This window comes from Methylobacterium sp. WL6 (assembly GCF_008040095.1).
Lineage (GTDB): Bacteria > Pseudomonadota > Alphaproteobacteria > Rhizobiales > Beijerinckiaceae > Methylobacterium.
This window is the reverse complement of the sequence record NZ_VRVH01000002.1, coordinates 58,413-71,424: the sequence shown is the minus strand read 5'-3', so window position 1 is coordinate 71,424 and position 13,012 is coordinate 58,413. Positions and strand designations below refer to the sequence as shown.

At 67.4% G+C, this 13,012-nt stretch carries 16 protein-coding genes; 10 read left to right on the top strand and 6 right to left on the bottom strand.

Annotated features, from left to right (window positions below; all coding sequences use genetic code 11):
• Nucleotides 1-709: four-carbon acid sugar kinase family protein (locus tag FV230_RS00660; protein ID WP_147840808.1), on the bottom strand; the 709-nt coding region annotated here is incomplete at its 3' end.
• Nucleotide 710: 1 nt separating this feature from the next.
• Complete coding sequence (locus FV230_RS00655; RefSeq protein ID WP_147840807.1) at nt 711-1,751, bottom strand: 2-keto-3-deoxygluconate permease; 1,041 nt, start codon at nt 1,749-1,751, stop codon at nt 711-713.
• A gap of 406 nt (nt 1,752-2,157) precedes the next feature.
• Here FV230_RS00655 and FV230_RS30450 point away from each other — a divergent pair, with 406 nt between their 5' ends.
• Entirely contained in the window at nt 2,158-2,538 is a 381-nt protein-coding gene (locus FV230_RS30450; protein ID WP_246686457.1) for a helix-hairpin-helix domain-containing protein, read from the top strand.
• 132 nt (nt 2,539-2,670) lie between these two features.
• Here the strand turns inward: FV230_RS30450 and FV230_RS00645 are convergent, their stop codons facing one another.
• Nucleotides 2,671-3,948 carry a cation:proton antiporter gene (locus FV230_RS00645; RefSeq protein WP_147840806.1) on the bottom strand — a complete coding sequence of 426 codons (1,278 nt, stop codon included), beginning with the start codon at nt 3,946-3,948 and terminating at the stop codon, nt 2,671-2,673.
• Nucleotides 3,949-4,299: 351 nt separating this feature from the next.
• Nucleotides 4,300-4,770 (bottom strand): regulator, encoded by a 471-nt coding sequence (locus FV230_RS00640; protein ID WP_147840805.1) that lies wholly within the window; start codon nt 4,768-4,770, stop codon nt 4,300-4,302.
• A gap of 437 nt (nt 4,771-5,207) precedes the next feature.
• On the opposite strand from FV230_RS00640, the gene FV230_RS00630 reads away from it, so the two are divergent.
• The 5 genes from FV230_RS00630 (at nt 5,208) to FV230_RS31170 (ending at nt 8,021) form a co-directional block, all read left to right on the top strand.
• Nucleotides 5,208-5,582: a response regulator gene (locus FV230_RS00630; RefSeq protein WP_147840804.1), complete on the top strand. Its 375-nt coding sequence runs from the start codon at nt 5,208-5,210 to the stop codon at nt 5,580-5,582.
• Between the two features lie 272 nt (nt 5,583-5,854).
• On the top strand, nt 5,855-6,133 hold the full coding sequence (locus FV230_RS00625) for a hypothetical protein (protein WP_147840803.1): 279 nt from the start codon (nt 5,855-5,857) through the stop codon (nt 6,131-6,133).
• A gap of 128 nt (nt 6,134-6,261) precedes the next feature.
• Entirely contained in the window at nt 6,262-6,657 is a 396-nt protein-coding gene (locus FV230_RS00620) for a DUF4149 domain-containing protein (RefSeq protein WP_147840802.1), read from the top strand.
• Between the two features lie 168 nt (nt 6,658-6,825).
• Entirely contained in the window at nt 6,826-7,461 is a 636-nt protein-coding gene (locus FV230_RS00615) for an NAD(P)H-binding protein (RefSeq protein ID WP_147840801.1), read from the top strand.
• A complete protein-coding gene (locus FV230_RS31170) occupies nt 7,359-8,021 on the top strand; it encodes a helix-turn-helix domain-containing protein (protein WP_348642113.1) in 663 nt (220 codons plus the stop codon). Before FV230_RS00615 ends, FV230_RS31170 begins: the two co-directional genes overlap by 103 nt.
• A 125-nt stretch (nt 8,022-8,146) precedes the next feature.
• Here FV230_RS31170 and FV230_RS00605 read toward each other — a convergent pair whose 3' ends face one another.
• Entirely contained in the window at nt 8,147-8,956 is an 810-nt protein-coding gene (locus tag FV230_RS00605) for a GntR family transcriptional regulator (protein ID WP_246694675.1), read from the bottom strand.
• A gap of 53 nt (nt 8,957-9,009) precedes the next feature.
• Between FV230_RS00605 and FV230_RS00600 the strand changes: the two genes are divergently transcribed.
• Nucleotides 9,010-9,978, top strand: coding sequence for a PfkB family carbohydrate kinase (locus FV230_RS00600; RefSeq protein ID WP_147840799.1), 969 nt, complete (start codon nt 9,010-9,012; stop codon nt 9,976-9,978).
• On the opposite strand, the gene FV230_RS00595 is transcribed toward FV230_RS00600, so the two are convergent.
• Nucleotides 9,941-10,921 carry a helix-turn-helix transcriptional regulator gene (locus tag FV230_RS00595; protein ID WP_147840798.1) on the bottom strand — a complete coding sequence of 327 codons (981 nt, stop codon included), beginning with the start codon at nt 10,919-10,921 and terminating at the stop codon, nt 9,941-9,943. The genes FV230_RS00600 and FV230_RS00595 overlap by 38 nt on opposite strands.
• 447 nt (nt 10,922-11,368) lie before the next feature.
• Here FV230_RS00595 and FV230_RS29290 point away from each other — a divergent pair, with 447 nt between their 5' ends.
• The 3 genes from FV230_RS29290 to FV230_RS00585 all read left to right on the top strand — a co-directional run bounded on the left by FV230_RS29290 (nt 11,369) and on the right by FV230_RS00585 (nt 12,926).
• Nucleotides 11,369-11,572 carry a hypothetical protein gene (locus tag FV230_RS29290; RefSeq protein WP_147725588.1) on the top strand — a complete coding sequence of 68 codons (204 nt, stop codon included), beginning with the start codon at nt 11,369-11,371 and terminating at the stop codon, nt 11,570-11,572.
• A gap of 16 nt (nt 11,573-11,588) precedes the next feature.
• Complete coding sequence (locus FV230_RS00590; protein WP_187275325.1) at nt 11,589-12,365, top strand: LysE family transporter; 777 nt, start codon at nt 11,589-11,591, stop codon at nt 12,363-12,365.
• Nucleotides 12,366-12,485: 120 nt separating this feature from the next.
• The gene (locus tag FV230_RS00585) at nt 12,486-12,926 is read left to right on the top strand and encodes a hypothetical protein (protein WP_147840796.1); all 441 of its coding nucleotides are present in this window, start codon (nt 12,486-12,488) and stop codon (nt 12,924-12,926) included.
• Nucleotides 12,927-13,012: the final 86 nt, after the last annotated feature.

The following is a 13,012-nucleotide window of genomic DNA, read 5'->3' as shown; positions in this document are numbered from 1 at the left end:
AGAACGGCGCCAGCCAGCCCGACGGGCCCGCGGCGGCGATGCGCAGGCCCTCGGCGGCGATGCGCAGGCCCGCGGCGGCGATGCGATCGAGATCCGCCTGGGTCTCGGTATCGCAGACGGCGACGACGTCGCCCGTGGCGGCGACCTGCCCGAGCGCCGACGCGAAGCCCGGGCCGCGCACCGTGACCAGCGGCACGGCCATCGTCCGGATCCCGGCCGTGCCCAGCACGAAAGCTAGGTCGGCGTTGGCGTAGCTGTGGTCCCGAGCCCAGACCTCGGCCTCCTCGAGGGGGCGCCCGTCGACCTGGACGCGCCCGCCGACGGTCGTCCGCCCGGTGGCCGGAAAGGCCGGGGCGCAGATCCCGAACACGGTTCCGGCGAAGCCGGCCTCGGCGCGGCCCTTCAGGTGACGGAGCGCGGCGGCGGTCTCTGCGGCGGGCTGGCCGCGCAGGGTCGAGTCGATCTTCTTGAAGAGGATCCGGTCCGGATCATGGAGGCGCCTCAGGCATTGGGCGTGCCGCTGCGCGGCAGCCGCGGCGGAGAGGCCCCGGCTGTCGGCATCGTAGGACAGCACCGGGAGATCCGCCGACCCGCATCCCGTTGCGGTTCCCCACGTCACCGCCGCCGCTCGGCCGCGACGACCGAAGGCGATGGCGCAATCGGCGGCGCCGGTCAGGTCGTCGGCGAGGATGAGCCAGCGCTCGGCCATGTCAGCGCCCGGCGACGACGCGGTCCGGCTCGGCCGTGCGGCCGGCAGGCGCGCTCCCCGTGACCTCCACGATTTCGCCGTCGGCCCCCACGGGATCGCCGAACCGCCGCGCGGCCCAGGCGGTCGCCACGGGGACGAGGATGGCCGTGACGACGACGCAGGCGGCCACCAGGATCGTCGCCGGACCTGCGGCGTCGGCATAGGCCGGGTTGGCCGAGGCCACGATCGCGGGCACCGCCGCGGCGTTGCCGGCCGTCGAGGCGGCGGCGATCCCCGCGACCCCGGTCCCGCCGGTGAGCCGGTCCGCGAAGAAGAGCGGGATGCCCGTCACGACCACCACGGCGACGCCCATGGCGAGGCCGAGGAGGCCCGCCTGCCAGACCTTGGTGAGGTCGAGCCCCGCACCGAGCGCGAAGGCGAAGAACGGGATCATCACCGGGATGGCGCGGCCGAGGAAGGCACGCATCTCGCGGTCGAGGTTGCCGATGATCATGCCGACGAGGAGCGGCAGGATGGCGCCGACCAGCGTCTGCCAGGGAAAGGCCGAGAGTCCCGCGACCCCGAGCGTGACCATGGTGAGGAACGGCCCGCTCTCCAGCGACATGACCGTGTAGGCGCCCACGTCGCGCGGGCGGCCGTACTGGCCCATCAGCGCCATGTAGAGGCCGCCGTTCGTGTCGTTCATCGCGGCGACCACGGCCAGGGTGGACAGGCCCGCGAACATGCCGGCGGCGACCGGCGCCTCGCCCAGGACGCGTCCGAAGACCAGGCCCAGAAGCACGGCGATGCCGACCTTCACGAGCAGCAGGGTGCCGCCCTTCCTGGCGATGTACGGCGTCGCGCGGAAATCGATGCTCGCCCCCATGCACACGTAGAAGACGGCCAGGATGGTCAGGGCCCCGGAGAACAGGGCGCCCGTGAACGAGCCGAAAAGCTTCGGCGTGCCGGGGAAGAAGGTGGCGATGAGCGCCCCGGCGAGCAACGGAACCACCATCATGCCGCCGGGCACGGCTTCGATCGCCCGCTTGATCGGGATCTGCATCTCGGGCTTCTCCCTGCGCATTTTGCGCAGATTTTTTCATTCTTGCGCCGATCAAACCCACAAAGAGGTCATGCGGCGCATTCATTCTGCACTTTTTGCGCAGTTTGTCTACAAAGTCGTTCAAACCGCGCGATCCTAAACGTTCGACCAGCACGACAGATGCCGCATGGGGCGCCGTGTCGATCCTAGACAGGTGACGCGCACGCGGCGCGAAGACGTTGCGTGGGGCGAGGCGGTTGTGACTGGTCCAAGGGCCACGCGCATTGCGGTGCTCGGCCGAGGGCGGCCTCTCCGACCCGTCGCTCGGACAAGCCTTTCAAGGCCGTCGGTCAGGTCCCCGCCTGCTGGCGCCGGTATCCGCCCGGCGTCGTGCCGACCCGGCGGACGAACGCACGCCGATGTGGCCATGGACATCTCCCGTCCCGGCGCGCGCAGCCAGCTCGCGGAGCATGGGGACGTGATGCAGATCCTGCCGGTGGTTTCGGCCGATTCGAACGGCCTCTCTCGATTCCTCGGGATCGGGACCGGTGCGTCACCCGAGCCTGAAACCCATGGCTCCCCTTCCGGCTTTCCCCATTCCACAGAAAGGCGTGAGATGATCGACCTGAACACCGCGACCGCCGAGGAACTCGACACCGTAGCGGCGTTGAGGGGCCACGGCTTCGAGATCGTGCGGTACCGCGAGGAGCGTGGCCGTTTCACCAGTCTGCGGCAGCTCGACGAGGTGCCAGGTCTCAGTGGCAAGACGGGCGGCGTCGAGCGCGACGTCGATGTCGGCAAGACCTAGAGCATTATCGAGCGAGGTGGAGCGCGGCTCGCGGGAAGAAACTGCGATTCCACAACAAGATAGAGCATTTTGCGTGATCCAGGGATCACGCAAAATGCTCTGGCGTCCGGAACCCTCGCTGGCACTCGCGTCTCAGGGGTGGGACAGGGTCAGGTCGAGCTGCGCGCTTTCCGTATCCCGTCCCATCCGCCGATCCAGCGCTCGCAGGACCGGCGTGACCGAAACCCCATGCATGAGGATGGAGATCAGCACGGTCAGGCTGGCCGTGGCCCAGAGAAGGTCCGCCTGTGCGAACGTCGCGTGGCCCATGGCGAAGGACAGGTAGTAGACCGTCCCGAGGCCGCGGATGCCGAAGAAGCTGACCACCGCACGATCCTCGCGGGATCGACCGCTACCGAGAAGACCGAGCCAGCACGCGAGGGGTCGAACGACCAGTATCGCGATCAAGGCGAAGGCGGCGGCTGTCCATGTGAGGGCCTGGAGCAGCCCTCCGGCGGCCAGCATAGCTCCGAAGCCCACGAGAAGCACCATCATCAGCAGGCGCTCAAGCTCCTCGGCATAGCTGTGCATCTTGCGGTGATAATCATGCCCGTGGCTGGAGGCGCGCAGGGCCAGGGCCGCCGCGAAGACGCCGACGAAGCCGTAACCGTCGACGGCCTGGACGCAGCCATAGGCGATGCAGGTCACCCCGAGGGCGACGAAACCGTCGCCGGTCCGGGACAGCTTCGAGACGTTGGGCAGATGGAAGGTCAACCATCCCAAGGCCCGCCCGATCAGCGCGCCGAGGACGGCGCCGACGAGGATCTTCCAGAGGACGTCGACCGTGAACCAGTGTGACCAGGGTACGCCGGCAAAGCCACTCGTCCCCGCAAGGGCGATGGCGAGGTTCACGAAGGGGAAGGCGAGCCCGTCGTTGAGGCCGGCCTCGGAGGTCAGGGCGAAGCGGGGCTCGTCCTCGTTGTCCTCGGCAGGCTCTCCGACTTGGACGTCGGAAGCGAGCACCGGGTCGGTGGGTGCCAGCGCCGAGGCGAGAAGCAGGGCTCCCGCGGCGCCCAACCCGAGCAGGGCCGACCCAAGGAGGGTCAAGGCCAGGATGGTGAGCGGCATGCCGATGCCGAGCAGACGCCAAGTCATCGACCAGCGCTTCCAGCCGATGAAACGGTCGATCTTCAGACCAGCTCCCATCAGCGAGATGACGACCACCGCCTCGGTCGCGTGCTCGACGAGCGTGGGGTGCGTGCCGGGATGCGGGGTGAGCTCGCCGATGGCAGGGACGAGCGACAGGGCGGCACCGATGCCGACGCAGCAGATCGGCAAGGACAGGGGCAGGACCCGGAGCACCATCGGCAGCCATGCCGTCAGAAGCACCAGGACACCGAACCCGGCGACGACGAGGACATAGGTTTCCATCTCAGGGCGAACCGTCCCAAGTGCGGTCACGTTCCCGATACCGGCTCCTCTGCGACCCTGGCGACCTGCGGGGCCACCACAAGACTATCGTCGACTTCCGACCGTCGTCCGCGAGGAGCGGTTCGAGTTCGCGGCAGAGCGGGACTCCAAGCCCATCTGCAGGCGAGCGGCGCCGACAAGGACAAGCTGACGGCAGGGCAGAAGGCCGAACGTCGCAACCGTGCGGTGGCGGAACCACGCCCTCGCTACGACGCTCCAGCCCCGCGCAGTTGCGGTTGGGCCAACGGTTTTTCGCGGTTTGGAACGCTGCCTCGCCGGGAATGCAGCTCGCTTTCCCGGCGCTCGGTGGGGTCATGCTGCTCGAGCGGCGACCTTCGCGAAGGTGCCGGTCGCGATCTGCTCTTGGAGCTGCGCCTTGAAGTCCGCGATGCCGAGGATCTGAACGGGATTGCCCGCATCGTCGAGAAACTCGTAGAGCGCATCCTCGATACTGCGGTTGCTGAAGAAGACGATCGCATCCTCGTCGCCGCCACCCTCCATGTGGGGGTCGGCGTTCGCGACGCCCGAGACGTAGCTGCCCGTCGGACGGGTCTCCTTCAGGGTTCCGTCCTCGCGGTAGAACCTCAACTCACCTTGCATCACCAGCGTTACGTACGGGCTCTTGTGCCGGTGCAGCATCACCCGCTGGTTGGCGGCGAACTTGAACACGACGTCGACGATGCGGTTCTCCTCGTCGACCTTGTAGACGAAGAAGGCGATGTGCGGCAGCCAATCCAGGGTCCGCCAGGTGATGTTGGTTTCGTCGAACGTATGCTCGGACATTTTGTTTCCTTCCGTTCCCCCATCCCGCCGCACTCGGCGGACGCGCTGTTTTCAGCTGCTTCGGATGGTTCGACGTAGACGCAACGTCCTCCGCGAAGAATCGATACGCGGCTTTTTCGCCGATCCGTCATGCGTCCGACGTCACCGGGCGATCACGTCCGCCCGTGATATGGGCCTCCGGTCAGCGTCTCTCGCTCCGCCTCGGGACTGCCATGGCCTCGATGAAGTTGCGGATTTCCGTCTGGCGCTTGTCGCCGTCCGTGACCTGGTCGTCCGGGCCGAGGCGCCAGGCGAGGTCCCGGGACATAACCCGCCAAGGTCGTCCCGGCTCCGGTCGCGCTTTCCCCGATCTCTTCAGGTCGAGGCCGGCATGCGCGACGCTTCAGCCCAGGGATGCCTCGGCTGCAACAAACGTGCGGATGGCTCGTTGATCGCCCATGTCCGCGAAGCGCCCCTTGGATGCCTCGGTGATCCTCGTGGTCGAGGACGACGATCTCGTTCGCCTATGCGCCGCCGAGATGCTTGAGGACGCAGGCCTGACGGTGATCGAGGCCGGCAACGCCGATGAGGCTTGGGACATCCTCGAACGGCGCTCGGATGTCGGGGTGCTGTTCACCGACATCGACATGCCCGGCTCGATGTGCGGCAAGACGCTGGCGGAGCGCGTCTACGCCTCGTGGCCGGATATCCGACTGGTCCTGACCTCCGGGCGACACCGCTTGGCGGATGAGGAGGTCCCCGATCACGGCCACTTCGTGTCCAAGCCCTACAGCACGCGGGATGTCGTGGAGGCCGTCGCGGACGCCAAGTAGGGCGCCCTCGACGTCAAGGTCGGTGCCAAGCCCCTCGTCGACATGACCATGGGGAGGCGTGATGCAGGCAAGGGCGGCGCGACCTGGGACAGGGCCCGCCGACTGGGGAAGTCCACGGGAAGTCGCGCCTTTCTACCAGTCGGTGCAAGCATAAAAACTACGGTTGCCGACGCGGACCACCGTTCTTGTGCTCGTTCACCAAGCCCCCTTGAGGCGATGCGAACAAGTAGCCGGCGACTATTCCAGGACCACTTTGATGGGGGAAATCCAAGATGCCGGTTCGCGCTTTCGTGATTTTGATGCTGGGATCGATCGCGACGCCAGCCTTGGCCTTGCAACCGCAGGACACCCTGCGGGACTGGAGTGCCGCAACGGGCGCGGACCGTGATCGTCTGCTGCAGCAGCTAGAGAAATCCAGCGCAATAGCTGCTCCGCGCAAGGATGTGCTGTCCTGCCTCAATGATGCCGCGAGCATGAATGCGCATGCCGACTTGGCGATCGGCGATGTGTTCAGGGCCTGTGCCAAGCAGGCATCGGAAGACTTGATCTGAGTGCCGACCATCCCCTGACCTCGCGCGTGAAGCGGAGAGGCGTTTCAGGACGCAGGGGACGGCTATCAGCCGAGCGAAACAGATGCCGCCCACGAGGGCGATCTGAAAGCCATTGAGGTTTGGAACCGATGCTCACGCAAGCGGCTATTCTCGTGACGGCCCTCCTGTTCGGCGGGATGGTCCTGTACTCGTTCGGTTTCGCTTCGTTTCTGTTCAGCGCGCTGCCCGCCGACGCGGCAGGCCCACTGCTGCGCCGCGCCTTCCCGCATTTCTACATCTTCGTCATGGTGTGCGCCCTCGGTGGCGCGGCGCTGACAGCCACCACCGATAGGGCATCGGCACTCATACTGGGACTGATCGCCGTCACGGCGCTCCTCGCGCGCCAGATACTCATGCCGGCCACCAACGGCGCGACCGACATGGGTAATCGCGCTCGCTTCGGCATCCTTCATACCGGATCGGTCCTGGTGCCCCTGGCTCACATCGTTGGGTCCTCCGCAGTAATCCTGAGACTTTCCGCCTAGCCGCGTCCGATCAGGGGCACTCCTGCAATGCCCGGGGGCATGCCAACGAGATCTCGGGCTCTCAGGACAGCTCGATCACCGAACCGTAGAGAGGCTGGTCAAGCGACCGCATGGCGCGTCCGCGGTTGATTGGGTCTCGTCGCACATTCAACCAACCGGGAAACGACCATGGCCCACGTCCTCGTCATCGGCGCCAGCAAAGGTATCGGCCTGGAGACCGTGAAAGCGTCGCTCGCGGCCGGACATCGCGTCCGGGCTTTCGCGCGTTCGGCCACGACCATGACCCTGTCCGGTGCGGGTCTGGAGCGTTTCACGGGTGACGCGCTGAAGGCTGCAGATGTCGCCGCCGCCCTCGACGGCGTTGACGTCGTCGTCCAGGCGCTTGGGGTCCCGGTCAAGGATCTGCTCGGCCCGGTGACGCTGTTCTCGGACGCGACCAACATGCTGGTGCCGGCCATGGAGAAAGCCGGTGTCAAGCGCCTTGTCGCCGTCACCGGCTTCGGCACGGGCGATAGCAGAGACTCCATCGGCCTGCTTCAGCGCGTCCCGTTCCGCCTCGTCTTCGGTCGCGCCTACGACGACAAGGATGCGCAGGAGATGCGCATCCGCAAGAGCGGCCTCGACTGGACGTTCGTTCGGCCAGGGGTTCTCACGCCCGGATCGGCGACCGGCCGCTACAAGGTTCTCACCGAGCCCTCAAGGTGGCGGAACGGCCTGATCGCGCGGGCCGACGTCGCCCACTTCATCGTCGGGCAGGTCGACCAGCCGACCTACGTGCGAAAGGCCGTCGTCCTGATCGGCTGATCGACCACGGCCGGACCCAGGCATCCGAAAAATCCGTGACCCGTATCGGATGCCGTGACGCGGTGTGCGTTACTCTCGGAGCCGCGCGGCTCCCGCCCGAGGCCCAGGTCCACCCGTCATGTTCGCCTCCGTCTACGTCATCCTGCCGGTCTCGGACCTCGCGCCCGCCGAGGCCATCCGCGCCTCGCTGGCGCCCTTCCAACGCGGCGGCAAGGCCTTGGCAATCCGGACCTCAGCCGAGCGACCGTGGCACACAGGCCCAGCGCGTCTCCAGCCGCCAAGTCCAGCCGATGTTCCAGGCGGAGGGCCAGACCTTGTCGGGCTTCGTCCTCGACCGACGCCTCAACCGCGCCATGCAACGCCTCATCGATGCCGAGGACACCCGCCCGGTGAGTGCGATCGCCTTCGATGTCGCTTTCGGAGACCTGTCCTACGTCAATCGGACCTTCCGCAAGCGCTTCGCCCTGACTCCGTCCCAGGTCCGCCGACTGGGCAGAACCACCGGCGGAGTAGCTTCGGGGCCGGCCGGAGCCCGCGAGTCACTGCGCGCTGAGCGGTAAAGCAGGCACAGACCTTCGAGCCAAAGCTGTAAGCATCGAAGCTCCTATCCATCCAACCCAAGCAGATGGGTTCATCCATTCGAAGCAGTCTACGCGAGGAGGGATCAGACGTCGGATCTCAGTCGCTACGCGCTCAGATTCAGCCGATAGCGATAGGCATCGCCCCGGAACAAGCCCTCGACGTACTCGATCATGACCGAGTCCTGGTTGTAGCTGTGGCGCTTGATCAGCAGGCATGGGAGGGGCCGTTCGAAGGCGAAGATCTCGCATTCGTCCGCCGTCGGCATGGTCGCCTCCACCGTCTGCTCGCAGCGCACGAGGCGGCCGCCCGGATGCTCGCCCAGGAAGGCGTAGACCGAGCCGGAAAGGTCGCCGGTCTCGAGGGCGGGCACCGCGCGGATGTTGTACCAGGCGACCTCGCGCGACATCGGCACGCCGTCGCCGGACCGGACGCGCGTCAGGCGCAGGAACGGGGCGGTCGAGGGGAGGCCGAAGATCGAGGCGATCGAGCGGTCCTCGGTGACCGTCCGCTCCAGAATGCGCGAGGACGGGATCTTCCCCAGCTCCCGCATCTCCTCCGTGAAGCCCTTGAGCCGGTCCATGCCCGGGCGCACGGGCTCGGGGGGACGGCGCACGAGGAAGCCGGAGCGCCCGCGCGGCACGAGAAACTCGTCGTCGCTGAGCTCGGCATAGGCGCGCTGGACCGTGACGCGGCTGACCCCGAGGCTGTCGGCGAGCTGGCGCTCGGCCGGCAGGATGACGCCCGGCGGCAGCGAGCCCGAGAGGATCAGCTCGCGCAGCTGGCCCTCGATCTGCCGGTAGAGCGGCATCGCGGTGTCGCCGCGCAGGCGCAACAGAGAGATCACCGAGGGACGCTCGCCGCTCGCGATGTCCCGGTCGACCTCCCCCTGCATCGTCCGATTTTTGGGGCGCACGTCCGATCGACCTCCGGTACAGAGGCTTATATCGGATCGGCTCGGAGCGCTCCATGCGTGTCTTTGTCATCGGAAGCTTTGTGATCGCCTGCTCGGTCAAGGTCGCGCGGCTGCCGCAGGCGGGCGAGTCCCTCGACGGCTCGGCCTTCGTGGCCGAGCCCGGCGGCAAGGGCTTCAACCTCGCGTTCGCCGCGCACCGGCTCGGCGTCACGGTTGACGGGCTGTTTGCCGTGGGCACGGACGTGTTCTCCCCGGTGGTCCGCGCGACCTTCGCGCAGGTCGGGTTCTCCGAGGCCATGCTGGTGCCGCATGCCGGCTCGACGGGCGCCGGCGTCGCCTTCGTCGATGCAGCCGGCGAGAACTGCCTGGCGGTCTGCCTCGGCGCCAACCTCGCCCTCGCTGCGGAGGATGTCCGAGCCGCGGCCGCCCGCGTCGGGCAGGCAGACCTCGTGGCGGCGACGTTCGAATCGCCGGACGCCCCCATCCGCGAGGCCTTCGCCCTGGCTCGGACGCTGGGTCTTCCCACCCTGCTGAATCCCTCACCGGTGCGTGCCCTCGACCCGGCGATCCTGGCCGACACTGCGATCCTCGTCGTCAATGCGGTGGAGGCAGCCGATCTCGGCCTCGGCGCTCCCGACGCCATCGCTGCGGTCCGGGCCGCGACGCCGGCCATCGCCGCCCTGCTGGACGGCGGCCTCGAGCTCCTGGTGGTGACCCTGGGGCAGTGCGGCGCGATCGCGTTCCGCCGCGGAGTGCCGCCCCTGCGCCAGCCGGCCTTCGCCGTGTCGGCGGTCGATACGGTCGGGGCGGGGGACGCCTTCGCGGCCGGGCTGATGGCGGGCCTGCTCGCACAACAGCCCCTCGACGCGACCCTGCGGCAGGCCGCGGCCTGCGGCGCCCTCACGACCCGCCGGTTCGGGGCCTTCGACGCCTTTCCGACCGCGCAGGCGTTGGCCGCCTTCCTGGACGAAGCCGGACCTCGCCTCAGGCCGCATCCAGGCACGGCGCCGTCTGCCCGCTGAACATCGAGAGCGAGGCGACGATGCTCAGCAGCTCCGCCTGCCGCTTGGTCCCAGTCTTGTTGAAGATCGAGGTGAGCTGGGTGCGGACAGTGCTTGTCTGGACGCCGACGCTCTCGGCGTAGCTCTGCAGGCGCGAGCCCCCGGCCAGCGCCTGGAGCAGGCGCGCTTCCGCCGGGGTGAGGTCGAACAGCAGGTTCAGGAGGCCGTCGTCCGGAACGGCCCACGCGCCGACGTGCACGAGGACGAGCAGCACCGCCGAGGCACCGAAGACGTCGCCGGGGTGCCGGTCCAGGCGCATGACGTGAGCGATCTGAGGGCGGTGGTCGGAATAGCCGCGTACCGGCATGCTCTGCGTCGCATGCCGGCCGCCGACGACGTTGCCGATCGCATCCTGCAGCAGCTTGCTGTTGATCAGGCTCTTGAACAGCAGGCCGCCGTGCTGGCCCGGGGGCAGGACCTCCTCCCGCTCCTGCATGCGGGCATTCATGGTCAGCACCCGCCCCGAGGCCGACAGGACCGCCGCGGGAAGCCCGATCTGGTTGAGCGTCATGGTGGCGACGCGGGTGCGCTCGCAGCCGAACTGGGCGCCGAGCTGGCACGCACGCGCGAGATGGGGCCGCAGGGCGTCGAGCCGAGGCAGGATGGCGGCCTCATGGGGGCCGGTCCGGGCCCGGCGTTCGGCGGTGATGATCGCGACGTCGCCGGTCGCCAGGGGAATCGTCGTCCCCACCTGCCAGAACGGCGCGTCGACCTCGCAGGGCCGCCCGTCATGGGAGCCCGGCACGAGGTCGACGTCGCGCATGAAGCCCGCATGAGCCAGGGTGCGCCACTGCGCCGTGCGCCCGCTGCCGCGCCAGGAAGCCGTGGTCGTGTGATGACGCAGGCGCTGCTTCAAAGTCGGTGAGGCGATCCACCGGGGCATGCCGACGGGGGGCAGCACCATGAGCACGGCACCATCCGAGTTCGCCGTATCGCCAAGAGATTGAAGGACCTCCGGCCAGAGCTCGGGAGTGCCTGCAGCCTCGTAGATCCGGTCGATGAGAGCTTCCCGCATCAGCACGCCCCACGGTGATCCCGCTGATCGCGATAAGACCAATATCAGTCCAAAATCGACGGCGGTATCCCTCAAACGGATGATGCCGGCGACGAGGGACGGCGCCGCGAGCCCGCTTCCGGCAGGTTCGCCGGTGCGTCGCCTCGCCGGGGGCGGCGACAACGCGGCATCCAGCGTCGTGGGTGAAGCCGTGCAAAGGCCTGACGTGGCGGAGCTTTCCTGTTCGGCCGAGACGTCCGCGGCGGGCCTGCGGCGGCGCAGGCGGTGCCATCCGCCAGACGGAGGATGCTCGGGGTTCAACCATCCCTAGATTGTCGGCTCGCGGAAGGATCAGCCATGAGAACAATCGTCGCCAGCCTCATCGTCGTCTTGTCCTGCACCGGGATCCGGGCCGACGAGTTGAACGACATGCCGGACATCGCCTGCGCCCAAGCATCCTCGGCCCTGGAGCGCGCGCAAATCGGGTGCCCGGACGCCGACAATGCCGCGCCCGAGCCCCGGGCGGTGGCCTCGCCCCTCGACCGCCGGGAAGACGACTGAACGCAGTGCCGCCGCCATGGGCGTCATCGCCACGGCCCTGCTCGCCGGCGCGAGCCTTGGGCTGACTATCGCCGCGCCGATCGGGCCGACGAGCCTGCTTTGCGTCCAGCGCACGCTGGCAGGGGGCCTGCCGACGGGCGTCGCCACCGGGCTCGGCGTCGCCACCGTGCATCTGACATACGGGGGGCTGATGGTGCGCTGGAGCGCGGACTTGGCTGCGGCGTTCTCGAACGGGGCCGTGCTCTCCCTGGTCTCGGGGACGGTGCTGCTCGGCCTCGCAATCCGGGTGCTTCGCAGCGTTTCGATCCTGCACGTGAGCGGCGAGCGCCGCCACACCCTCGTCGCGAGCTACGGCAGCGCGGTCGTGCTGGCCCTGGCGAATCCCATCACCCCCGTGCTGTTCCTGGCCGCCATGCCGGCCCTCCTCGCGCGCGCGGCCGCGCCGCTTCCGGCGCTGGCGGTTGGCGTCTTCCTGGGCTCGCTCAGCTGGTGGGTCGTGCTCAACACCGCCGTGTCCCTGTTCCGGCGCTGTGTCACCAATCATGTTCTCGGCCGGATGAACAAGGCCGCCGGCCTCCTCCTCGCCGTCCTCGCGTTGAGCCTGCTGGCTCGGGGGTTCGACGGCCGCTGGGTGGGCCTTTTGGACGGTCCGCCCAGGGACGGGACACGATCGGCCGGCCCCCCGACCGGTGCCGAGGGGCCGCGCGGGACCGACCGGGCGACAGCGACACCCTCGCCACCGGTCACGACATCCTCCGCCCGCTCTTTGGCCGGGTCGTGGAACGCACCCTAGGTCGGGGTCCCGTTACGATTCGGAATGATGGATATGCAATTTCAATATTGTCACAAAATTGCATTGATATTGTCCGCAGGGTTGTTGCTGTCTTCGGCTCCCGTCGATTCACGGGAGGAGATGTTCATCGAAACCGTCGAAGGCTGGGACATCAATAAGACACTTCGAAACAACGATCCGCTTCCCTGTCAAATGACCCATTCCTATCGCGACATGACGGACGGGGGAGCTCAAAATTCGGTCGGGATTACGAGATCGAACGGGCAAATCGTATTCATGCTGTCTTATGAAAGATGGAATTGGTCCGAGGGTGAAAGTCTCAAATCAGATCTGATCACCGGAAACGAAACGATCAGCCCCGTCCCAACCTGGATCGGCAAGGGGACGATCCTGTACTGTCGTATACTCGACAGGGAAGTCCGCAAGCTGTCGCTGAGCCGGACGGTTTTCGTGCGGTTTCCCGAGGGAGATGCTGATTTCGACGTTTCGGGTATCGAGGGCGCACTTGCGGCGATGGACCGCTGCAATCGATCCGATACAAAAAACGAAATAGCGAAATAGTAATACTGTCATTAGATTTGCATTATTATCGCCGAACATTGATCAGTATTTAAGTTTTATCAATTATAAATCAAGAAGATATCTAG